The following is a 21,446-nucleotide window of genomic DNA, read 5'->3' on the forward strand; positions in this document are numbered from 1 at the left end:
CACATGAAAACTTTTAAATGGCCAATTATTACAGCCGTTATTTCCAGTATCGGCATTTTTCTTTACTTATTAATAAGTAAAGAACCTATCACTACCTCCTCATTATCAGATACCTTCTTTATCGTTTCGCTTTTCTTTTTAATTATCGGCATTGCTTTATGGATTATGTCCTCTGGCTTTTTCGATAACTTTCAGCGCTCAATGAAAAACGCGTTTCGTTTTAAAAAGAAAAATGAACCGAAAGAGTTTATCCCGCTTTCAGTCATTGGCGATGCACATCGCTCTTTCTGGCTAAAAACTGGGGGCATCTTACTGATTCTGTCTTTAGGCTTTCTACTATTTTACTTGGTCTAAGACAAGATAGCAAGAGGACCGTTGCCTTTTATTCCATGGCAAAGGTCCTTTTTTGTTTGCTATCGATCTTTTGTCAGGTTATTCTGAAATGTATGCCCATTTGTAGTCATACGTTGCGCCAGCAGGATGAACTGCGACATCTTTGACTTTTTCAGCACGTAAATGCGCTTCTGATTTTTGGAATAATGGTACCACACCCATGTCTCCCATAATCGTTTTCTCTGCATTTAACATATCATCCCAACGTTTTTCAGGATCTGTCGCATCTGCACTACTTGCAGCTTTCACGAACTTGTCAAACTCTGGATTGTTATAACGTCCACGGTTATATGAGTTATCTGAAGCAAATAAGTCTAAGAAACTACTTGGATCAGCATAGTCAGCACTCCAACCACCGATTACTGCATCAAAGTCGCCTTTGTTTGAACGATCTAAACGAACGGAGAATGGAACCGGACTAACCGTTACCTTCACACCATCTAAAGCATCTTGAATTGACCCTTGAACAAATTCAACTGTTTTCTTAGAAGAATCTGCATCTGAAGAAAGAATATCCATTGTTAAGGTTGAAATCCCCAATTCTTTTTTCGCTTTTTCCCAGTATTCTTTAGCTTTTTTCGTATCATATTCAATTTGACTACCTGCTTCTTTAGCAAAGTCTTTGCCGCCACTTGGGTCTTTTGCCATATCTGCTGGTACTAAACCGTTCGGCTCGATAGAACCATCCCCTAAGATTGATTCAACTAACGCTTTACGGTCGATTGAGTAAGAAATTGCTTTACGTAAGTTTGCATTTCTAAATGGTGATTTTTCATCACGTTGATTTAGTTCCATATATTGTGTTGATGCTTCTTTTTGACTAACAAAAGCTGGGTCATTGGCCATTTGTTGGGCTAATTCACCAGAAAGAACGATATCATCTGTTTGACCATCTTGGAACAAGTTCAACGCGGTTGGTGATTCTTTTACAACGTTTACGTTAACAGAGTCTAGTTGTACTGTGTCTTTATCCCAATATTGATCATTTTTCTTGAACGCCCATTCAATATCTGTACCAGGACCATCAAAGCCGTCTAAGACGAATGGACCATTGTAGACAGCACTTTCGCTGTTTGATGCATAATTTTTACCATATTTTTCCACAATATCTTGACGTTGTGGGAAGAATGATGGGAAAGCTAATAAGTAATCAAAGTATGGTGTTGCTTTTTCTAAGGTGATTTCTAATTCTGTATCACTGACTGCTTTAATTCCTAATTCTGATTTATCTTTTTCCCCTTTAGCAATGGCATCACCATTTTTTACAGAGGCATACAGATAAGCATATTCAGAAGCTGTCGCTGGATCAACTGTTCGTTGCCATCCGTAAACATAGTCATTCGCAGTCACTGGTTTACCGTCTGACCATTTTGCATCTTTATTTAATTTAATTTTGTATGTTAGTCCATCTTCAGAAACTTCTGCTTTTTCCGCTGCACCTGCAGGTTGGACTTTGTTATCTTTGTCTAAACGATAAATTCCTTCATATACATTATTTAATGCAATAAAACTAATTCTGTCTGTTGCTAGTGATAAATCAGCTGTTGGCATTTCTTGTTGTTCTGTGACACGTAAAACTTGTTCGCCACTTGCCTTACCGCCACCAGACGCGCTTGAGCTATCTGACGTTCCGCCGCCTCCACAAGCCGCTAAAGTTGTTACGCTAAATAATGTAATCACACCGAATGTTAATGACTTTTTCAATTTCATAGTGTTGCCTCCTAAAATAATACAATCTGTATTTTCTGAAAAATCAGAATTTAATAATTATTTATTGCTATGGAATATATCTTACATTTTTCATATTAAAATTGCAAGTCAAAATGTTAACTTTTTTTAATTTTTCTTCTCTTCCTATCAGAAACCACTCTTTTTCTTCCTGTCTTTTATTGCAATTCTTTTGTCAGTTTTCTAAACATTATGGTAAATTAGGAAGTAAAGGAGTGACAAAATATGAAAAATTCTACGTTTTTAAAGGATTTGTTTGCTATTGATAAAGCAAATGACGAATTATTTCGGTTAGTTGGTGTCGCAATTTGTATGGCAATTCCATTATTAATTGGTTATTTTTCCAATAATTTACTCATTGGGACCTTTGGCTCGATGGGCATTTATACGTTTATTTATTATCAGCCGCTTCCTTTGCCCCAATTATTGCGCAGACTGAATATTGTTGGCTTTTTTATTGTTCTGGGCAACAGCTTAGGAATGCTAAGTCACCATGTACCTTGGTTGATTCCCATTACAATTGCCATCGTCGCTTTTCTTGCACGCTTACTTTTTAGATTGTATGGCATTGAGAAGCCTGGTGCTTTGTTAGTTATCATGTCAACCGCAATGGGAACAAGCAACAATTTTCCTTTACATAAGATTCCCATCATGGCCAGTTTTGTTCTTTTAGGAGTAGTGACCGGCATTATCATGGGCATTGTGCTTCATTTCATCGACAAGCGCCCCTACGTTTTTCAAAAACGGATGTCTCTTCAAGAACGACTTTATATCGATCCCGCTTCTTTATTAGATGCTTTGCATTATGCGGCCATTTTATTTTTAGCGGCTTATTTAAGTCAATCGCTTCATTTAGTCAACGCCTATTGGATGACATTTACTTGCGCAGCCATTTTACAAGGGGAAAATTTACATTCTGTGATGCAGCGAAATGTGCAACGGATTCTAGGTACGAGTCTTGGTTTGTTGCTTTCTGCAATTTTATTAATGATTCCCTTTACACCTTTACAAACAATCGGTATCATTAGTATTCTATATGCAGCTTTTGAAGGATTCATTAACAGAAACTATGCGATTGCCAGCTTTTTTATTACCCCGATGTCCTTATTATTATCAAATCTTGCACGACAGCAAGTCATTAGTAATCTTTTAAACTATCGATTAGTCGGGATTGTGTTAGGTAGTTTACTTGGTTTTGCCGGCGCTTATGTTTTCACAACTGCGCTACGTTTCTATAATCGGGCCTACTCAATTGATGAAACCTTTGAAAATCAACAAGAAGAAAGAGGCGTTTTATGAAAATAACTTATCCCTTGCCACCAAATCTACCAGAACAACTTCCTCTATTAACGAACTGTCAATTAGAAGATGAGGCAATCTTAGAAAATCATTTGTATCAGCAGATTGATTTACCGAATCAAGAAATTCGTAACTTAGTATTTCGGGATGCTGTTTTCGATCATCTTTCATTAGCAAATGGCCAGTTTGCTTCTTTTGATTGTAGTAATGTGCGTTTTGAAGCTTGCGATTTTTCTAACGTCGAATGGCTGTCTGGCAGTTTTCATCGAGTGACTTTCCTTCGTTGCAATTTGACAGGAACGAATTTTGCAGATAGCTATTTAAAAGATTGTCTATTTGAAGATTGCAAAGCCGATTATGCTTCTTTTCGTTTTGCAAATTTTAATCTTGTTCACTTTAATCAGACACGTTTAGTCGAAAGTGAATTTTTCGAGGTCACCTGGAAGAAACTCCTTCTAGAAGCTTGCGATTTAACCGAAAGTAATTGGTTAAATACTTCTTTAAAAGGATTGGATTTTTCCCAAAACACCTTTGAACGCTTGACTTTCTCACCAAACTATTTATCAGGTCTTAAAGTCACCCCTGAACAAGCCATTTATTTGGCAAGTGCCCTTGGTTTGGTGATTACCTAAAAAAATTTTAAAAAAATAGCCGAATAACTGGTTCTGTCGGTTCTTTCTTATTAAATTGTTATTAATTTTTTGGAAAAACCAACGGAACCATTTTACTTGTGCCTTATTTTTAGGTAAACTATCTTAGGTTAAGCAATCTCTTTTTTTGGAACAAGAGAAACTTTTGGAATCATTTCCTATAAATCATGAAGAGATTATGACAAACGTTCTTCTAATCCAAGAACGTCTTTTGTCCTATACTCGATTCTACTCAAAAGGAATGTCAGTGAATGAATATAAAAAAACAAGGCCTCGGTCAAGCGACGGGAAAAATTATTTTAATGGGGGAACACGCCGTTGTTTACGGCGAACCAGCAATCGCCTTTCCTTTTCAAGCGACAGAAATCACAGCCGTCTTTACCCCAGCAAAAACTATGCAGATTGATTGTGCATATTTTACAGGATTGCTTGAAGACGTGCCCCAAGAGCTAGCAAATATCAAGGAAGTTGTTCAGCAAACCTTACATTTTTTAAAGGAAGATACATTTAAAGGCACTTTGACCTTAACAAGTACGATTCCCGCTGAACGAGGAATGGGCTCAAGCGCAGCAACCGCTGTGGCCATCGTTCGAAGCCTTTTTGATTATTTTGATTACGCTTATACATATCAAGAATTGTTTGAGCTTGTTTCCTTAAGTGAGAAAATTGCTCATGGCAATCCTAGTGGTATCGATGCCGCAGCAACAAGCGGCGCTGATCCCTTATTTTTTACTAGAGGATTTCCGCCCACACATTTCTCGATGAATTTATCTAATGCCTACTTAGTAGTAGCTGATACGGGAATTAAAGGTCAAACACGTGAAGCAGTGAAAGACATTGCGCAGCTAGCTCAAAATAATCCCACAGCAATCGCTGAAACAATGAAACAATTAGGTTCTTTTACTAAAGAAGCGAAGCAGGCAATTTTACAAGATGATAAACAAAAATTAGGTCAGCTAATGACGTTAGCGCAAGAGCAACTCCAGCAATTAACCGTCAGCAACGATATGCTGGATCGACTAGTGGCTCTCTCTCTAGAACATGGCGCTCTAGGAGCAAAATTAACCGGCGGCGGTCGCGGTGGCTGTATGATTGCCTTAACAGATAATAAAAAGACCGCACAAACCATTGCACAGACTTTAGAAGAAAATGGAGCTGTTGCTACATGGATTCAATCATTAGAGGTGAAAAAGTAATGCTTTCAGGAAAAGCACGAGCGCATACAAATATTGCTCTGATTAAATATTGGGGAAAAGCCAATGAAGAATACATTTTACCAATGAATAGTAGTTTATCATTAACATTAGATGCCTTTTACACAGAAACAACTGTGACATTTGATGCCCATTATTCAGAAGATGTATTTATTTTAGATGGTACCTTGCAAAACGAAAAACAAACAAAAAAAGTCAAAGAATTTTTGAACCTTGTTCGTCAACAAGCCGATTGTACTTGGTTTGCAAAAGTGGAAAGTCAAAATTTTGTGCCTACTGCAGCTGGTTTGGCTTCTTCAGCGAGTGGTCTAGCTGCTTTAGCAGGGGCCTGTAACGTAGCCTTAGGATTAAATCTTTCAGCAAAAGACTTATCACGTTTAGCGCGACGTGGTTCAGGTTCTGCTTGTCGCAGCATTTTTGGTGGTTTTGCTCAATGGAACAAAGGCCACTCTGATGAAACGTCGTTTGCTGAAAATATTCCAGCTAATAATTGGGAAAACGAATTGGCCATGCTCTTTATCTTAATTAATGATGGCGAAAAAGATGTTTCCAGCCGTGATGGAATGAAACGAACAGTAGAAACTTCTAGCTTTTATCAAGGTTGGTTGGACAATGTGGAAAAAGATTTATCACAAGTTCATGAAGCAATTAAAACAAAAGACTTCCCTCGTTTAGGAGAAATCATTGAAGCCAATGGGTTAAGGATGCATGGAACAACCTTAGGCGCTGTCCCTCCATTTACTTACTGGTCCCCAGGCAGTTTACAAGCGATGGCTTTAGTTCGCCAAGCACGGGCCAAAGGAATTCCTTGTTACTTTACAATGGATGCAGGTCCGAATGTCAAGGTTTTAGTCGAAAAGAAAAACTTAGAAGCATTAAAAACATTTTTAAGTGAACATTTTTCAAAAGAGCAGTTAGTCCCAGCTTTTGCTGGTCCCGGAATTGAATTGTTTGAAACGAAAGGAATGGATAAATAAGCATGATTGAAGTTACTACGCCAGGAAAGTTATTTATTGCAGGAGAATATGCCGTTGTTGAACCTGGCCACCCTGCCATTATCGTTGCTGTGGATCAATTCGTAACTGTAACTGTCGAAGAAACAACAGATGAAGGCAGTATTCAATCTGCACAATACAGCTCTTTACCTATTCGTTGGACACGCCGAAATGGTGAGCTTGTATTAGATATTCGCGAAAATCCTTTTCATTATGTTTTAGCGGCGATTCATCTAACTGAAAAATATGCGCAAGAGCAAAACAAAGAATTGTCATTTTATCATTTAAAAGTGACGAGTGAATTAGATAGTTCAAATGGACGAAAATATGGTCTTGGTTCAAGCGGTGCGGTAACCGTTGGAACTGTCAAAGCCTTGAATATTTTTTATGATTTAGGTTTGGAAAATGAGGAAATTTTCAAATTATCAGCATTAGCTCACTTAGCCGTTCAAGGAAATGGTTCTTGCGGAGATATCGCCGCAAGCTGTTACGGGGGCTGGATTGCCTTTTCAACCTTCGATCATGATTGGGTCAATCAAAAAGTAGCCACTGAAACATTAACTGATTTGTTAGCAATGGACTGGCCTGAATTAATGATTTTTCCGTTAAAAGTACCGAAACAACTACGTTTACTAATTGGTTGGACAGGTAGCCCTGCGTCCACTTCAGACTTAGTTGATCGAGTCCATCAATCAAAAGAAGAAAAACAAGCGGCTTATGAGCAGTTCTTAATGAAAAGTCGGCTTTGTGTCGAAACAATGATTAATGGCTTTAACACAGGAAAAATTTCTGTTATTCAAAAACAAATTACTAAAAATCGCCAATTGCTCGCCGAATTATCTTCACTGACTGGTGTGGTAATCGAAACAGAAGCCTTGAAAAATCTTTGTGATTTGGCTGAATCTTATACAGGAGCTGCGAAATCTTCTGGCGCTGGCGGGGGCGATTGTGGGATTGTAATTTTCCGCCAAAAATCTGGGATTTTACCATTAATGACTGCTTGGGAAAAAGACGGAATTACTCCACTGCCACTTCACGTCTATACCTATGGTCAAAAGGAGTGTAAGGAGAAGCATGAATCGAAAAGATGAACATCTATCATTAGCTAAAGCGTTCCACAAAGAAAAAAGTAATGACTTTGATCGTGTGCGTTTTGTTCACCAATCGTTTGCTGAATCCGCTGTTAACGAAGTGGATATTTCCACTTCGTTTCTTTCTTTTCAGCTTCCCCAACCTTTTTATGTCAATGCAATGACAGGTGGTAGTCAGCGTGCAAAAGAAATTAATCAGCAATTAGGCATTATTGCCAAAGAAACTGGCCTCTTAGTTGCGACAGGATCTGTTTCGGCAGCGTTAAAAGATGCTAGTTTAGCGGATACGTATCAAATTATGCGAAAAGAAAACCCAGATGGACTCATTTTTGCCAATATTGGTGCAGGCTTGGGTGTGGAAGAAGCAAAGCGAGCGCTTGATTTATTTCAAGCGAATGCCTTACAAATCCATGTAAATGTGCCCCAAGAATTGGTCATGCCTGAAGGAGATCGTGATTTCACTAATTGGCTAACCAAGATTGAAGCTATCGTACAGGCCGTAGAAGTGCCTGTCATTGTCAAAGAGGTTGGCTTTGGCATGAGCCAAGAAACCTTAGAAAAACTTACCTCTATCGGCGTTCAAGCAGCGGATGTGAGCGGCCAAGGCGGAACGAGTTTTACACAAATTGAAAATGCCCGGCGGAAGAAACGAGAACTTTCTTTCTTAGATGATTGGGGGCAATCAACGGTCATCTCTCTTCTGGAATCACAAAATTGGCAAAAGAAACTAACTATTCTCGGCTCTGGCGGTGTGCGTAACTCTCTTGATATTGTCAAAGGACTCGCTTTAGGTGCCAAAAGCATGGGAGTTGCTGGGACTATCTTAGCTTCCCTTATGAGTAAAAATGGTTTAGAAAATACCCTAGCCCTTGTACAGCAATGGCAAGAAGAAGTGAAAATGCTTTATACTCTTTTAGGAAAAAAGACGACAGAAGAATTGACGAGTACCGCACTTATCCTCGATCCAGTTTTGGTTAATTGGTGTCATAACCGTGGTATCGACAGCACTGTTTTCGCAAAACGTTAAAGAGACCAGAACATTAATGTTCTGGTCTCTTTATTTGAGTTCTTTTATCCTACATAAGCATCTAAGATAATTTGTTTTAGTTCACTAATTAATGGTTCTTTCGGATTTGCAGTTGTACATTGGTCTTCATATGCAAGTTCTGCCATACGATCAACCGTTGTGTCTAATGTTTCTTGTGAGACACCTTGGGCTTTCAAGTTCATGTCAATTCCGACTGATTTACCTAAGTCTGCTACTGCTGTTGCTAAAGCTTCTACTAATTCTGCGGTAGTATTTCCTTTTAAGCCTAAGAATTTTGCAATGTCTGCATAATCAGTATCGGCGCGGAAGTAATCATATTTAGGGAACATTGCGTGTTTTGATGGATCTTTCGCATTGTAACGAATAATATGTGGTAATAAAATCGCATTTGTACGACCATGTGGAATGCCATATTCCCCACCAATTTTATGAGCAATAGAGTGACAAATACCTAAGAATGCATTGGCAAATGCCATCCCTGCCATGGTTGATGCATTATGCATTTTTTCGCGAGATTCCATATCTGGACGTTTCACTGAATTTTCTAAATGATCGAAAACTAACTTGATTGCTTGTAAACTTAAACCACGTGTGTAATCTGAAGCCATCACGGAAACATAAGATTCAATAGCATGTGTTAAAACATCCATACCTGTATCTGCAGTGACTGAAGCTGGCACAGACATTACGAACTGTGGATCAACAATCGCTACATCTGGTGTTAACGCATAGTCTGCTAACGGATATTTCACGTGTGTTTCACTATCAGTAATAACGGCAAATGGTGTAACTTCTGAACCAGTTCCTGAAGTAGTTGGGATACAAACAAATTGTGTTTTTTCTGGTTTGGCAATTTTATATGTCCGTTTGCGGATATCTAAGAATTTTTGTTTTGCACCAAAGAACTCTGTATCTGGGTGTTCATAGAACATCCACATGCCTTTCGCCGCATCCATTGCAGAACCGCCACCCAAGGCAATCACTGTATCTGGTTGGAAATCAACCATCATTTTGGTACCTGCATAAACAGTATTTGTTGATGGGTTTGGTTCAACATCAGAAAATACTTCGATTTTCACATCATTTTTACGTTTTTGTAGCTCTTTACGTACGATATCTGCATAGCCAAATTGAACCATACCTGGGTCACAAACTAACATGACACGTTCAACATTTTCCATTTTTTGTAGATATTGTAAAGAATTTTTTTCAAAGAAAATTTTTGGAGGTAATTTAAACCATTGCATATTATTTCTCCGTTTCGCTACCGTTTTAATATTAATTAAGTTAATGGCTGATACGTTTTTAGAAACAGAGTTTTTCCCGTATGAACCACAACCAAGTGTTAAAGATGGAATCATTTCGTTATAAATGTTACCGATACCGCCTTCTGCTGATGGAGTATTCACTAAAATACGACAAGCTTTCATACGTAAACCAAAAGCAACTTGTAACTCTTCATCTTCTGTATGAATTACTGCTGTATGTCCTAAACCACCTAAGTTTAACATCGCTTCACATAGTTCAAAAGCATGCTCTGCATTGTTTGATTTCATCATTGCTAAAACTGGCGATAATTTTTCTCTTGATAATGGATATTCTGGACCTGCACCTTCTAATTCAGCGACTAAAATTTTTGTGCCTTTTGGTACGCTAATTCCTGCTAATTCAGCAATTTTTTCTGCAGAGTTACCGACAATCGCTGGATTTACTGCGTATTTGCCTTCATTCATCACTGCATCTTCTAGTTTTTGTAATTCATTCGGTTTCACGAAGTAAACATTGTGTGCTTCAAACTCAGCTTTGACAGAAGCATAAATTTCTTTATCCACAATGACCGCTTGCTCAGAAGCACAAATCATTCCATTATCAAATGATTTTGAAACAATTAAATCATTAACCGCACGTTTTACTTTAGCCGTTTTTTCAATATAAGCTGGTACGTTCCCAGGACCAACGCCTAGTGCTGGTTTACCTGTTGAGTACGCAGATTTTACCATGCCTGCGCCACCAGTTGCTAAAACAATGGCAATCCCTGGATGATTCATCAAAGCAGATGTTGCATCAATCGATGGTTGTTCAATCCATTGAATACAATTTTCTGGTGCACCTGCTGCAATCGCCGCATCCCGTACAATACGTGCCGCTTCTGCCGAACATTTTTGTGCGCTAGGATGGAAAGCAAAAACAATTGGATTTCTTGTTTTTAAGGCAATTAGTGATTTAAAAATAGTTGTTGACGTTGGGTTTGTTGTTGGTGTGACCCCACATACCACGCCAACTGGCTCAGCAATTTCCATTAAACCGGTTTGTTCGTCTTTGTTAATTACACCCACTGTTTTATCATGTTTAATATTATTCCAAATGTATTCAGATGCATACATATTTTTGATTGCTTTATCTTCATAGATTCCACGGCCAGTTTCTTCGACAGCCATTTTTGCTAAAGGCATATGTTGGTCTAACGCCGCCATCGCCATTTGATGGACAATGTGATCTACTTGTTCTTGTGTAAAATCTTCCATTGCTTTTAAAGCGACATTCGCTTTTGTTGCTAATTCATCAATCATTGATGAAACATCAACTGTTTCTGTCTTTTCTTTTTTTACTGTTTTAACCATGTTCATCCTCCTAAGAGTTTCATTTTAAAAAAACTTTGTTAACTATTTCACATTCACATCATACAACATAAAACGAATCTTGTAAATAGTTTTTGTGATTTTTTTCACAACTATTTATAATTTTTTTTATCTCAAAAAAAAGACCTATTCTTTTTTCTAGAATAAGTCTTCAATATCATGCCAGTCCCTTAAAGGATTTTTTGATGTCTGTGCCAATAATTGTTGATAGTCAAAAAATTCATTCGGCTTAACCTTCTGAATGTCTTTGCGACAGTCTTTGACAGATAAATGGGTTTGTTTTTTCCAACGATAGGTGAGTAAATAAGTCAATAAATCTTCTTCGTTGATGGAAGAATAACCTAGTTCACGAAAATTTTGGCACTTCTTTTTAATACTTTTATTGAGCATTTTTTGTTGTAACCAACTTAATTTTTCCTTTGTCATGGGCTCTTCTCCTTCCAACCAAGCGAAAGATTGCTCACTTTTTAACTATCTTCCAACACTATAAAAAGGAACCTTTTTTGTAAACTTAATAGTTAAAAAGGACTTAGGACGTAAGTCCAAATGACCTACCTTCCTAGTCCTACATTTTAAGATAAACGACACGAGCGGAATAGGAATTATCTCTTCTTATTGGCTTTCTCGTGTGACTACTGGTCACAGTTTCGCCTTTGAAAAGCCTGTTCCGCTCTCTCTAACCATTAAATGAATTAGTTGATTCGTTTAGTCTTTCTTTTCTTTTGAAGGATCTGATGTTTCAGGAACTTCAGTTACTTCTTCTGTGACTGTCTCTTCAACTTCTGTGACTGGTACACTAGTTACTGCTGAATCATTTGTAACGGCAGTTCCAGGTGTTACAGTTCGAATTGCTGCACGGTCAAATTCTAAGACAATACCTTCGCAATCGATTAAAACTGTTTTTTCGTTGATTTCACTTAAAACACCATGTAAACCACCAATTGTGACAACACTATCGCCAGTTTTCATTGCGTTTAGTTGTTTTTGACGTTCTTGCTGTTGTTTCTTTTGAGAACGTGTCATGAAAAACATCATTCCTCCTAAAAGGACTAATGTAAAAATCATTGTAAATCCGCCACCCATTTGTTTCACCTCACTCTGCATTATTCACACTACTAACTGTATCAAAAAAATGCTTGAAGAACTAGTTTTTTCCTCTAATTTTTAGAAACTTTTTGCATTCGCTTTATTAAAGCCATATTCTTCAAAAAACGCTTGTCGGAATTCTAATAAATTGTCGTCCATAATTGCTTGACGGACATTTTTCATTAAGTCTAACAAGAAGTATAAATTATGATACGATGTTAAACGGATTCCAAATGTTTCATCACATTTAATCAAATGACGAATATAGGCCCGCGTATAATTACGACAAACATAACAATCACATTTTTCATCAAGCGGACGAAAATCTCTTGCATATTGGGCATTTTTAACAACCAAGCGACCTTGTGAAGTCATACAAGTACCATTGCGCGCAATACGTGTTGGTAGCACACAATCAAACATGTCAATCCCACGAATCACTCCATCAATTAATGAATCAGGGGCACCCACACCCATTAAGTAACGTGGTTTATTTTCAGGAATTAACGGTGTCGTAAAGTCTAAGACTCGGTTCATTTCTTCCTTAGACTCACCAACAGATAAGCCACCAATCGAATAGCCAGGAAAATCCATACTCACTAAATCTTTAGCACTTTGACGACGTAAATCTTCAAATCCCGCACCTTGAACAATACCGAATAATCCCTGTCTATCAGGATTCGCATGGGCTTTTAAGCCACGCTCAGCCCAACGAGAAGTCCGTTCAATCGAGCGTTTGACATACTCATAGCTTTCATCAAATGGTGGACATTCATCAAAGCTCATCATAATATCTGATCCTAATTTATTTTGAATATTGATCGCTTTTTCTGGAGAAAGGAACATTTTTGAACCATTTAAATGATTTCTAAAATGCACACCTTCTTCTTCGATTTTCCGCATATCACTTAATGAAAAGACTTGGAAGCCACCTGAATCAGTTAAAATAGGTTGATCCCAGTTCATAAATTTGTGTAAACCACCTGCTTCTTCGACTAAATCTTCACCTGGGCGTAACCATAAATGGTAAGTATTACTTAAAATAACACCGGCACCCATTTCTTTTAATTCTTCTGGTGACATTGTTTTAACTGTCGCAAGTGTACCTACCGGCATAAACATTGGTGTTGGAAATGTGCCGTGAGGAGTAATTAATTCACCTAAACGCGCACCTGTGTGTTTATCTTTTTTGATTAAACGATAACGAATGGCTGGTTCCGTCATTCATTTCCCTACTTTCTACTATAATTTGTCCTCCCATCATCATACTTTTTTTTTATTGAATTTGCAAGGATTTCTCAAGGTTTCTTTTTTCAAAAAAGGATCCTTAAAAAACAGCAACTAGTTCAAATAATTCAAATGAGCTAGTTGCTGTTTGGCACTTATTTTGTCGCTGTATATTTTTCTAAATCTTGCATCGCTGTTTTCACAATTTCAGGGGTAATTTTTTGTTTCATATAATGAATCGTTTCGCCTTCTATACAAGCACGTTCTGCTACTTCTTGATACTCGGCTTCAGTTAAGTCCATCTCCATTTCTTTTAAAGAAATAGGCAAACCTAGTTGGTGATAGAAAGGAATCAATTCAGCGATTTCTTGCCATTTCTCTTCAATGGCTAATTGAACAAACACACCATACGCCACTTTGTTTCCATGCAATTGTCGATGGCTAGCTGGCAGCAAAGTTAGTGCATCATGAATGGAATGGGCACCCGCTGTCCGACCATAATCATCGCCAAAGCCACCCACCATTCCACCAATAATTAAATTCGTTTCGATGACATCAATAAACGATTGATTTAATTGCTGCTCTTCCATCGCTTTTAAAGCATTGATACTTTCATTTAACAAAATATCGCGACATTTTTCCGCGGCAAAATGAGAAACTTGAATAGGTAACACTTGGACATCTAACTGCGAAATAATCGCATCTGCTTCGTACCATTTAGCTAATGTATCCCCAATACCTGCCACCATTAAGGACCGAGGCGAATGCAATAACACTCTTGGTTCTACCAACACCAAAGCGTTTGCTTGCGGAAAAACGTCATACCGCTCCATTGCTCCATCTTCTCGATACATTACGCTCAATGGCGTGCACGGTGCACAAGTAGCTGCTAAAGTGGGTAAAATAATTACCGGTAACGCCATTTTGTGTGCTAAGGCTTTGCCCAAATCGGCCACTTTTCCTCCACCAACAGCGACGATGGCCTCTAAATGATTGTCCAGCACTTGCGCTTCTAACTCTTGCACACGTTGATCTGTACAAACACCTCCATAGTTTTCAAAAACAGCTGTTACTTTTTGAAACGTCGGAAAATACGGTTTTGCCGCTTGCCATGACTCAGTCCCGTGTAAAATGAATACACGATGAATATTTCTGCATAATAGTTGTCCTTCTAATAATTCCCACGAACCAATTTCGCAAAGATACTCTTGTGGTGTCCCTCTCACAATTAATGATTGTTCCATCTTGAAAATCCCCTTCATTTTTGACTTTTGAAAATTTTTTTGAAAAAGTTGTATTTTTTCAACTCTACTACTTTTCCTTTTACATATTCTATGATATGATAAACCACATCATAACACAATAAATTTTTATACATTTATTCGCTTTTTTTGAATATTTATAAAAATAATACAAAAAGGAGTTTACGCAAATGACCAAATGTAAAAAATGGCTACAGACGATTTTACCAATTTTATTCTTGTTGCTCTCATTATTACCTATTAAAGAAACTTTTGCAGCCGAAACCGATCCAGTCTATGACAAAATCATCCAAAAGGGAGAACTAGTTGTCGGCTTATCCGCAGACTATGCCCCTTATGAATTTCATGCAAAAGTAGATGGTGAAGATAAAATTGTCGGTTTTGATATTTCTATTGCTCAAAAAATTGCCGACGATTTAGGCGTTAAATTAAAAATCGAAGAACTAGGCTTCGATGCTCTGTTAGGGGCCTTAAAAACTGGCAAGATTGACATGGTCATCTCTGGCATGTCGCCAACGCCTGAACGATTAAAAGAAGTAGCTTTTTCTCAACCATATATGAACGTTCAACAAAGAGTCATTGTTCGGAAAGAAGACAAAGATAAATTTCATTCCACTAAAGATTTCGAAGGCGTTCGTGCAGGTGCCCAAAAGCAAACGACACAAGAAGAATTAATTAAAACCGAATTAACCGGTGCTGTCCCTACTTCTCTTCAAAAAATTCCAGATTTAATTATGAATCTAAAAAATAATAAATTAGATGCAGTCGTTATGGAAGAACCGGTTGGCGAAGCCTATGTTTCTCAAAATGAGGATTTAGCTTTTGCTGATGTTACCTTTGAAAAAGGCTCAAAAGATACTGCCGTTGCTTTTCCTAAAGATGCGCCCGTTTTGACGGAGAAAGTAAATGCCTCTATTAAACAAATTAATGATCAAAAATTAATGGACGGTTATAAAAAAGAAGCCAATCAATTAATGTTCCAAAAAGATCAAAGCTTTTTACAAAAGTATGGAAAGTTCTACCTTAACGGTGCAGGCTATACCATTTTCCTAGCTTTCATTGGTGTTTTGTTTGGTGCCATTTTAGGGGCCTTACTTGCCTTAATGAAGTTAGCCAATTCCAAAATTTTACGTGGCATTGCCATTGCTTATATTGAATATGTTCGTGGCACTCCTTTGCTTGTTCAAATTTTTATTGTCTATTTCGGGACAGGCGTTCTTGGTTTAGACTTATCAAAAGTAGCAGCTGGTTGTATTGCCCTTTCTTTAAACAGTGGTGCATATGTAGCAGAAATTATTCGTGCTGGTATTCAGGCAGTTAATAAAGGACAATTGGAAGCTGCTCGTTCTTTGGGAATGAATCAAAACCAAGCAATGCGATACATCATTTTCCCACAAGCTATTAAAAATATTTTACCAGCGTTAGGCAATGAATTTGTTACAGTAATTAAAGAATCTTCCGTTGTTTCAGTCATTGGTGTTTCAGAACTAATTTTCCAAGCTGGCAACGTTCAAGGAGCAAGTTTTAAACCCTTCCTACCTTACTTAATTGTATCGTTGATTTATTTCGTCCTAACCTTTACTATCTCGCGTCTATTAGGTGTTGCTGAAAGGAGAATGAGTACTAGTGATTAACATTAAAAACTTACAGAAAACATTTGGAAAAAATGAAGTACTTAAAGGAATTGACTTAGAAATTGAAGCTGGTGAAGTTGTCGTAATTATTGGCCCTTCTGGCAGTGGTAAAAGTACTTTTTTACGTTGCCTGAACTTATTAGAAACACCAACTGGTGGCAGCGTTGAATTTGAAGGAAAAAATTTATTAGATAAAAATACCAACATTGATCAACTTCGTCAAAAAATGGGAATGGTATTCCAAAATTTCAATCTTTTCCCGCATAAAAATGTCTTGGAAAACTTAACGATTAGTCCTGTTAAAGTAAAAAAAGAAGCCGCTGCTGAAGCCACAGAACATGCTCTTTCTTTACTGGAACAAGTTGGTTTATCAGATAAAAAAGAAAATTATCCCGCTCAACTTTCTGGTGGGCAACAACAACGGGTAGCGATTGCTCGTGCTTTAGCCATGCGCCCTGACGTGATGCTGTTCGATGAACCAACTTCTGCCTTAGACCCTGAAATGGTGGGCGAAGTGCTATCCGTTATGAAAAATTTAGCTATTGAAGGGATGACAATGGTGGTGGTTACCCACGAAATGGGCTTCGCAAAAGAAGTTGCGGACCGTGTCATTTTTATGGATGCAGGAATCATTCAAGAAGAAGGCACACCTGAAGAAATTTTTGATGCGCCACAAAACCCAAGAACACAAGATTTTCTAAGAAAAGTTTTATAAAAAGGAGCACCTGGTATGGATCGCAAGAATATCGCAACACGTTACCAACAACCTACTGAAAATTTACTCATGGATATTGCAACATTGGCGAAAAAGACCCCAAATTTAATCGATTTATCGATTGGTGACCCTGACTTAATTACCGATGAGCGGATTATCGAACAAGCAGCTAACGATGCCAAAAATGGGCATACAAAATATACCGCTTCTGATGGTAGCAAGGCATTCATTGAGGCGGTCATTCAGTTTTATCAGTCACATTATCAATTATCTTTTCAACCGAATCAAGTCCGGGCCACAGTTGGCGCTCTGCACGGAATGTACCTTGCCTTACAAGTGATTCTAAATCCTGGAGATGAAGTGATTATTCATGAACCTTATTTCTCTCCTTATAAAGACCAAGTCCTTTTAGCAGATGGCGTTCCGGTCTTTTTACCAACCTATGAAGAAGATGGTTTCCAAATTGATGTAGCTCTTTTGAAAGAAAAAATCACGCCTAAAACCAAAGCGATTATTCTTAATTCACCGAATAACCCAACAGGCGCTGTTTTCTCTGAAGAAACTTTCAGAGAAATCGCACAGGTAGCGATTGAACACAACTTATACATTCTTTCAGATGAAGTTTATGAAGCCTTTTGTTTCCAAGAAACGTTTACTCCCATGGCTACGTTTGCTCCAGAAAATACTATCACTTTTGGTAGCTTTTCAAAAGCCTTTGCAATGACTGGTTGGCGTATTGGTTATATGATTGCCCCAGACTATATTAACGAAGTAGCCAAATTAATTAATGAAGGCGTTACGTATTCTGCGCCTACGTTGTCACAGCAAGCAGGAATCTATGCGTTACAACATTTTGACGAATTTGTAGACCCAATCGTTGAAGTGTTCCAAACACGTTTAGAGTATGTGGCCCAACGAGTAGCAAAGATCCCTTTCCTTTCGCTTCATCCAGTCAAAGGAAGTATTTACGCCTTCATTAATATTCAAAAAACTGGACTAACTTCCGTTCCTTTTGTGGAAAATCTTTTAAAAGAGACACAGGTATTAGTGATTCCTGGAAAAGCATTTGGTGAAACAACGGGCGATGAGTACATTCGTTTAGCCGCAACACAAAATTTAGATTTATTAAAGGAAGCGTTCGATCGAATTGAAAGAATGACCTTTGAATAAAAAAGCTTCTGCATTAGCTAATAATCATAGCTAATGCAGAAGCTTTTTAGATTTCTTCTATCAATTCAATCGCTTGCCCACCAACATGCGGTGGAATCGACATAGTCATCGGTGGCAAGCCCACGACTGTGAAACGGACTTTGGTCCCTTTTTTCAAGTGAGACAGTGGGATACTTTCCTCTAACTGTTCAACAAGTATGTTTAAAATTACCCCATGAGAAAATAAGGGCACAATAGATTCTGGATTACTTTCTGCTTGGATATTTTCTAAATGTAATCGCATTGACAATGGCTGCGTCTCATTTAATACACCAGCCTCTGCTAAATTCCCTGTAAAAACAGCAATTTTTTCAGTCATTTGTTTGCCTCCTTTTTAAACATCATATTGAAGAGAATTAATTCCATCCCCTAAAAATTCTGAAGCGTTGTTAAATTCGGCAGGATCATATTTGGTATAGGAAACTTGTAATGTCAAAGTAATATTCCTTAAGGTTTCAGAATGGGCAAATTTCTCTTGAGCTTGTTGTTTGAATTCTTTTCTAGTAGTGTATCCGTCATCCCCATCGCGGAAAATTAATAACGCCCAAGTTGGCGGTGTGCCGTCGATAAAGTATGGTAAGAAGCGATCGTCCGTTGTCTCTTTAATCGCCGCTGTCACGATTTGTAGCAATTCATTCTTTTGTTCAGGACTTAATAAGTTACGAATACTTTCCCAATAGGCCACTCGGATCACGACTAAATATAACGGCGCTTCATAACGTGTAGAAATGTCAGAAAATAAATTGAATCCTTCTTCATACATTTTTGCTGTTCTTAAATTAGTTACTGCATCTAACGCATTTAACCGTGAAGTTTCTTTACGTAAGCGAATATTTTCTTCTTCAATCGTACGAATTTGATAAGTCACTGCATAGATTGTTAAACAGTAGAGCGGCGGCATGATTAGCCAAAATAATGAGCCATAGCTAAACAAATCATGATAGACATACTGATATACAACATAAGTCAATTGTAGAAAAATAAATATAAGCGAAAATGTTAACCCCGCTGTAATTCCTACAAAATAGGTAACAATAATTAAGATAACTGAAATTAATAGACAACTTAAGTCCACAAAGAAATCATTCGTTCCTAAGGCCATAAAGATGGTTGTGCCGACAACCAAAACAATTCCTACCAACAAAGTTAAATCCAAAAGTAAGGTCACTCGTTTTTGATTCACTCTATTCCCCACCTTTCAAATTCTTCTTCACGATGAAGAACGCACTTAATCCAATAATGGTCATACCAATTAAGAAGACAAATAGATAAATCATTAATTTATGATTATTGACAATTCGTTTACCTAATGATTCGTTGCTAACGTTGCTTACACGTTTTTTGAAACGATAATCATAGCGACGATAGTTCGGATCGACCACAATGGCATCTCCTTTGTACATAGAAGTATTCTTCTCTGTATTCACTTGTGTAGAGGCTAAAAAGACACCTTGTGATTTAGCTCCCGTTAAGATTAACGCCGCGGCTTTCGCATTATATGGAGAAAACATTAACTGCGCCGTACCGATTTGTTTACCATAATCTTTTTCAATGCTCAGTTTCTCGTTTGAAACAAAACGTGTGAAGTCCTTATCATAATGGAAATATAACTGATCGTTTAACTTACGAATCATCGGATTATCCTTAGGCGTACCAAAAATAATCAAGTTATGATTTTCTAATGCCGCATTTTTAGGCGCTTTTTTATAATACGTAATCTCACCGACATTACTTTCGGCATAATTACCAATTAAGTTAAATAAATTGGTCAACACTTTAAAATAGTTGTCGTCCATTTTTTCTGGTAATAAAATCGCTAAATCAGCAAAAGAACGGCTTCTGATAAAAATGTTCGGATAGTTGTTAAATAATATGTCATTCAGTTCTTCTGTTTGAATAAACGCATTCGAATTATTTTCAATAAAGGCCCATGGAGTCTGACCATTTCGTAAAACTTCTGGTGATTTAACATTCAAATCAAAAGCAACTTTTAAAACAAAACTATCAGCAATTTCTAAGTTCTTTGGAAATTCGAGATTTAATTCATCACCGTTTGCACGAGCAGCGCTTAATTTCTTGCTGCCAATTGGTTTATCATTGGCGTAAACCGTCACTAAAGAAGAATCAAAATCTAAGTTTTCAGCGTATTTAAAATGTAAATGCACGCGACTTCCATTGGCATTGTTTCGATCCACTGGTAAATTGACAAAGTACGTTTGTTCTTGGTGATAGGCCCCTTCTAGCTTGTCCCCCGTTGAGGTTAATGGATAATTTCCATCAAATTCTAAAGTTGAACTAAACGTATCGGTATTCTCATCAACTGTTGTCTCTTCTTTATCTGTTTGGGTCATTAATTCATAGTTTGCTAAATAACGTCCTGCACGAACAAGTAAGTCCTCATCTTTAGAAGTAGCTACTAAAACATGCTTATCTGATTGATTGAAAAATTTTAAGACAGCCTGGTCCTCCACACATTTGCTATCAATTTGACTTTTATACTGATCTGGTAATTTATCATAGCTGGCAATAATCAACTGATAGGGTGCTGACTGTTCTTTGTTCAAAGAAGCCATTGGCAACAATTCTTCTGAGGTAGTAATCAAACGAGCAGCACCAGCTAACGCATGGGTCGCTGCAGCTAATTCTTTTTCCGATGCATTTTCTGGTGTCAAAATAACACTGTGTTTATTTGCAATCGTGTCTGCTCCCACAAAATGATTATAAAAAGAATGAATTGTATTCTCTGGTAATTGTAAATCGTATTGGAAGTTTACGTTAGATCCTTCATACATCGTTAACCAATTTGCTGGAGTTTCAATTAAATTATACATGTCGTTTCCTGCCTGATTAATAATTTGGCCCTCAACAGTCAATGTATTTGTCTCTTTAATCAGTTCCAAAGGGATTTCAATCGTCTTTTGTTGAATACCAGTCGTATTTTCAGGACGCCAAGAATAAAACTTCACACCATTAACTGCCACAGTTAAATCTGAGGTCTGATTATTTTTTAATTGTGTGATTTGGTAGGTCATATTGAATGATGCTTTTTTTACGTCCCAATAATCAATTTTTGTAAAATACATGGTGCTACGGACAGAAGTACCTGTTAAAGAGATTGTTTTATTTTGAAAAGGTTGTGTAAAGGTATGGTTGTCTTGTTCTTTGTTTTCGGCGTATACGGTCGGACTTGCGACACCAATCAGAATTGCCAGAAAGAACAACCCTATTAAAGTGACTGTTTTTTGTTTCATTGCAC

19 protein-coding genes are annotated in these 21,446 nt (G+C 37.5%); 10 read left to right on the forward strand and 9 right to left on the reverse strand.

Going from position 1 to position 21,446, the window contains the following annotated elements; genetic code table 11:
* The first annotated feature begins 3 nt into the window (after positions 1 to 3).
* Positions 4 to 354: a DUF3899 domain-containing protein gene (locus IGL80_RS10505; RefSeq protein WP_002355784.1), complete on the forward strand. Its 351-nt coding sequence runs from the start codon at positions 4 to 6 to the stop codon at positions 352 to 354.
* A gap of 78 nt (positions 355 to 432) precedes the next feature.
* Here the strand turns inward: IGL80_RS10505 and opp1A are convergent, their stop codons facing one another.
* The gene (gene opp1A, locus IGL80_RS10510) at positions 433 to 2,103 is read right to left on the reverse strand and encodes an oligopeptide ABC transporter substrate-binding protein Opp1A (protein WP_002396455.1); all 1,671 of its coding nucleotides are present in this window, start codon (positions 2,101 to 2,103) and stop codon (positions 433 to 435) included.
* Positions 2,104 to 2,346: 243 nt separating this feature from the next.
* Between opp1A and IGL80_RS10515 the strand changes: the two genes are divergently transcribed.
* From IGL80_RS10515 to fni, 6 genes are all read left to right on the forward strand, one after another.
* On the forward strand, positions 2,347 to 3,420 hold the full coding sequence (locus IGL80_RS10515) for an FUSC family protein (RefSeq protein WP_002355782.1): 1,074 nt from the start codon (positions 2,347 to 2,349) through the stop codon (positions 3,418 to 3,420).
* Complete coding sequence (locus IGL80_RS10520) at positions 3,417 to 4,052, forward strand: pentapeptide repeat-containing protein (RefSeq protein WP_002358824.1); 636 nt, start codon at positions 3,417 to 3,419, stop codon at positions 4,050 to 4,052. The genes IGL80_RS10515 and IGL80_RS10520 overlap by 4 nt, the downstream gene beginning before the upstream one ends.
* Before the next feature lie 269 nt (positions 4,053 to 4,321).
* The gene (gene mvk / locus IGL80_RS10525) at positions 4,322 to 5,266 is read left to right on the forward strand and encodes a mevalonate kinase (protein ID WP_002355780.1); all 945 of its coding nucleotides are present in this window, start codon (positions 4,322 to 4,324) and stop codon (positions 5,264 to 5,266) included.
* Entirely contained in the window at positions 5,266 to 6,261 is a 996-nt protein-coding gene (gene mvaD, locus IGL80_RS10530) for a diphosphomevalonate decarboxylase (RefSeq protein ID WP_002358822.1), read from the forward strand. Before mvk ends, mvaD begins: the two co-directional genes overlap by 1 nt.
* A 2-nt stretch (positions 6,262 to 6,263) precedes the next feature.
* On the forward strand, positions 6,264 to 7,370 hold the full coding sequence (locus IGL80_RS10535) for a phosphomevalonate kinase (RefSeq protein WP_002355777.1): 1,107 nt from the start codon (positions 6,264 to 6,266) through the stop codon (positions 7,368 to 7,370).
* A complete protein-coding gene (gene fni / locus IGL80_RS10540; RefSeq protein ID WP_002381302.1) occupies positions 7,354 to 8,397 on the forward strand; it encodes a type 2 isopentenyl-diphosphate Delta-isomerase in 1,044 nt (347 codons plus the stop codon). The genes IGL80_RS10535 and fni overlap by 17 nt, the downstream gene beginning before the upstream one ends.
* 44 nt (positions 8,398 to 8,441) lie before the next feature.
* On the opposite strand, the gene adhE is transcribed toward fni, so the two are convergent.
* The 5 genes from adhE to IGL80_RS10565 all read right to left on the reverse strand — a co-directional run bounded on the left by adhE (position 8,442) and on the right by IGL80_RS10565 (position 14,632).
* Positions 8,442 to 11,039 (reverse strand): bifunctional acetaldehyde-CoA/alcohol dehydrogenase, encoded by a 2,598-nt coding sequence (gene adhE / locus IGL80_RS10545; protein ID WP_002388933.1) that lies wholly within the window; start codon positions 11,037 to 11,039, stop codon positions 8,442 to 8,444.
* Positions 11,040 to 11,195: 156 nt separating this feature from the next.
* On the reverse strand, positions 11,196 to 11,501 hold the full coding sequence (locus IGL80_RS10550) for a post-transcriptional regulator (protein ID WP_002355774.1): 306 nt from the start codon (positions 11,499 to 11,501) through the stop codon (positions 11,196 to 11,198).
* A gap of 261 nt (positions 11,502 to 11,762) precedes the next feature.
* On the reverse strand, positions 11,763 to 12,161 hold the full coding sequence (yajC, locus tag IGL80_RS10555) for a preprotein translocase subunit YajC (RefSeq protein ID WP_002383336.1): 399 nt from the start codon (positions 12,159 to 12,161) through the stop codon (positions 11,763 to 11,765).
* 60 nt (positions 12,162 to 12,221) lie between these two features.
* Positions 12,222 to 13,367, reverse strand: a complete 1,146-nt coding sequence (gene tgt / locus IGL80_RS10560; protein WP_002355772.1) for a tRNA guanosine(34) transglycosylase Tgt — start codon at positions 13,365 to 13,367, stop codon at positions 12,222 to 12,224.
* 158 nt (positions 13,368 to 13,525) lie between these two features.
* Positions 13,526 to 14,632 carry an iron-containing alcohol dehydrogenase family protein gene (locus tag IGL80_RS10565; RefSeq protein WP_002358821.1) on the reverse strand — a complete coding sequence of 369 codons (1,107 nt, stop codon included), beginning with the start codon at positions 14,630 to 14,632 and terminating at the stop codon, positions 13,526 to 13,528.
* A gap of 170 nt (positions 14,633 to 14,802) precedes the next feature.
* Between IGL80_RS10565 and IGL80_RS10570 the strand changes: the two genes are divergently transcribed.
* The 3 genes from IGL80_RS10570 to IGL80_RS10580 are packed head-to-tail and all read left to right on the forward strand — an operon-like array spanning position 14,803 to position 18,151.
* Complete coding sequence (locus IGL80_RS10570) at positions 14,803 to 16,266, forward strand: ABC transporter permease subunit (RefSeq protein WP_002358820.1); 1,464 nt, start codon at positions 14,803 to 14,805, stop codon at positions 16,264 to 16,266.
* Entirely contained in the window at positions 16,259 to 16,981 is a 723-nt protein-coding gene (locus IGL80_RS10575) for an amino acid ABC transporter ATP-binding protein (protein ID WP_002355769.1), read from the forward strand. The genes IGL80_RS10570 and IGL80_RS10575 overlap by 8 nt, the downstream gene beginning before the upstream one ends.
* A 15-nt stretch (positions 16,982 to 16,996) precedes the next feature.
* Positions 16,997 to 18,151, forward strand: coding sequence for a pyridoxal phosphate-dependent aminotransferase (locus IGL80_RS10580; RefSeq protein WP_002358819.1), 1,155 nt, complete (start codon positions 16,997 to 16,999; stop codon positions 18,149 to 18,151).
* Positions 18,152 to 18,197: 46 nt separating this feature from the next.
* On the opposite strand, the gene IGL80_RS10585 is transcribed toward IGL80_RS10580, so the two are convergent.
* Genes IGL80_RS10585 through IGL80_RS10595 form a run of 3 tightly spaced genes read right to left on the reverse strand, consistent with a single transcriptional unit; the run spans position 18,198 to position 21,441 of the window.
* Entirely contained in the window at positions 18,198 to 18,509 is a 312-nt protein-coding gene (locus IGL80_RS10585) for a hypothetical protein (protein WP_002358818.1), read from the reverse strand.
* 15 nt (positions 18,510 to 18,524) lie between these two features.
* Complete coding sequence (locus IGL80_RS10590; RefSeq protein WP_002425712.1) at positions 18,525 to 19,385, reverse strand: hypothetical protein; 861 nt, start codon at positions 19,383 to 19,385, stop codon at positions 18,525 to 18,527.
* Complete coding sequence (locus IGL80_RS10595; protein ID WP_085366492.1) at positions 19,375 to 21,441, reverse strand: cellulose biosynthesis cyclic di-GMP-binding regulatory protein BcsB; 2,067 nt, start codon at positions 21,439 to 21,441, stop codon at positions 19,375 to 19,377. The genes IGL80_RS10590 and IGL80_RS10595 overlap by 11 nt, the downstream gene beginning before the upstream one ends.
* Between the last annotated feature and the right edge of the window lie 5 nt (positions 21,442 to 21,446).

It is taken from the genome of Enterococcus sp. DIV2467a (assembly GCF_050532945.1).
Lineage (GTDB): Bacteria > Bacillota > Bacilli > Lactobacillales > Enterococcaceae > Enterococcus > Enterococcus faecalis.

Excerpts from the sequence above, each read along its gene's own strand:
- IGL80_RS10570 (WP_002358820.1), top strand. The coding sequence starts at position 14,803 with ATGACCAAATGTAAAAAATGGCTACAGACGATTTTACCAATTTTATTC.
- IGL80_RS10580 (WP_002358819.1), top strand. The coding sequence starts at position 16,997 with ATGGATCGCAAGAATATCGCAACACGTTACCAACAACCTACTGAAAAT.
- mvk (WP_002355780.1), top strand. The coding sequence starts at position 4,322 with ATGAATATAAAAAAACAAGGCCTCGGTCAAGCGACGGGAAAAATTATT.
- IGL80_RS10520 (WP_002358824.1), top strand. The coding sequence starts at position 3,417 with ATGAAAATAACTTATCCCTTGCCACCAAATCTACCAGAACAACTTCCT.
- IGL80_RS10595 (WP_085366492.1), bottom strand. The coding sequence starts at position 21,441 with ATGAAACAAAAAACAGTCACTTTAATAGGGTTGTTCTTTCTGGCAATT.
- yajC (WP_002383336.1), bottom strand. The coding sequence starts at position 12,161 with ATGCAGAGTGAGGTGAAACAAATGGGTGGCGGATTTACAATGATTTTT.
- adhE (WP_002388933.1), bottom strand. The coding sequence starts at position 11,039 with ATGGTTAAAACAGTAAAAAAAGAAAAGACAGAAACAGTTGATGTTTCA.
- IGL80_RS10565 (WP_002358821.1), bottom strand. The coding sequence starts at position 14,632 with ATGAAGGGGATTTTCAAGATGGAACAATCATTAATTGTGAGAGGGACA.
- mvaD (WP_002358822.1), top strand. The coding sequence starts at position 5,266 with ATGCTTTCAGGAAAAGCACGAGCGCATACAAATATTGCTCTGATTAAA.
- tgt (WP_002355772.1), bottom strand. The coding sequence starts at position 13,367 with ATGACGGAACCAGCCATTCGTTATCGTTTAATCAAAAAAGATAAACAC.
- fni (WP_002381302.1), top strand. The coding sequence starts at position 7,354 with ATGAATCGAAAAGATGAACATCTATCATTAGCTAAAGCGTTCCACAAA.
- IGL80_RS10535 (WP_002355777.1), top strand. The coding sequence starts at position 6,264 with ATGATTGAAGTTACTACGCCAGGAAAGTTATTTATTGCAGGAGAATAT.
- IGL80_RS10585 (WP_002358818.1), bottom strand. The coding sequence starts at position 18,509 with ATGACTGAAAAAATTGCTGTTTTTACAGGGAATTTAGCAGAGGCTGGT.
- IGL80_RS10515 (WP_002355782.1), top strand. The coding sequence starts at position 2,347 with ATGAAAAATTCTACGTTTTTAAAGGATTTGTTTGCTATTGATAAAGCA.
- opp1A (WP_002396455.1), bottom strand. The coding sequence starts at position 2,103 with ATGAAATTGAAAAAGTCATTAACATTCGGTGTGATTACATTATTTAGC.
- IGL80_RS10505 (WP_002355784.1), top strand. The coding sequence starts at position 4 with ATGAAAACTTTTAAATGGCCAATTATTACAGCCGTTATTTCCAGTATC.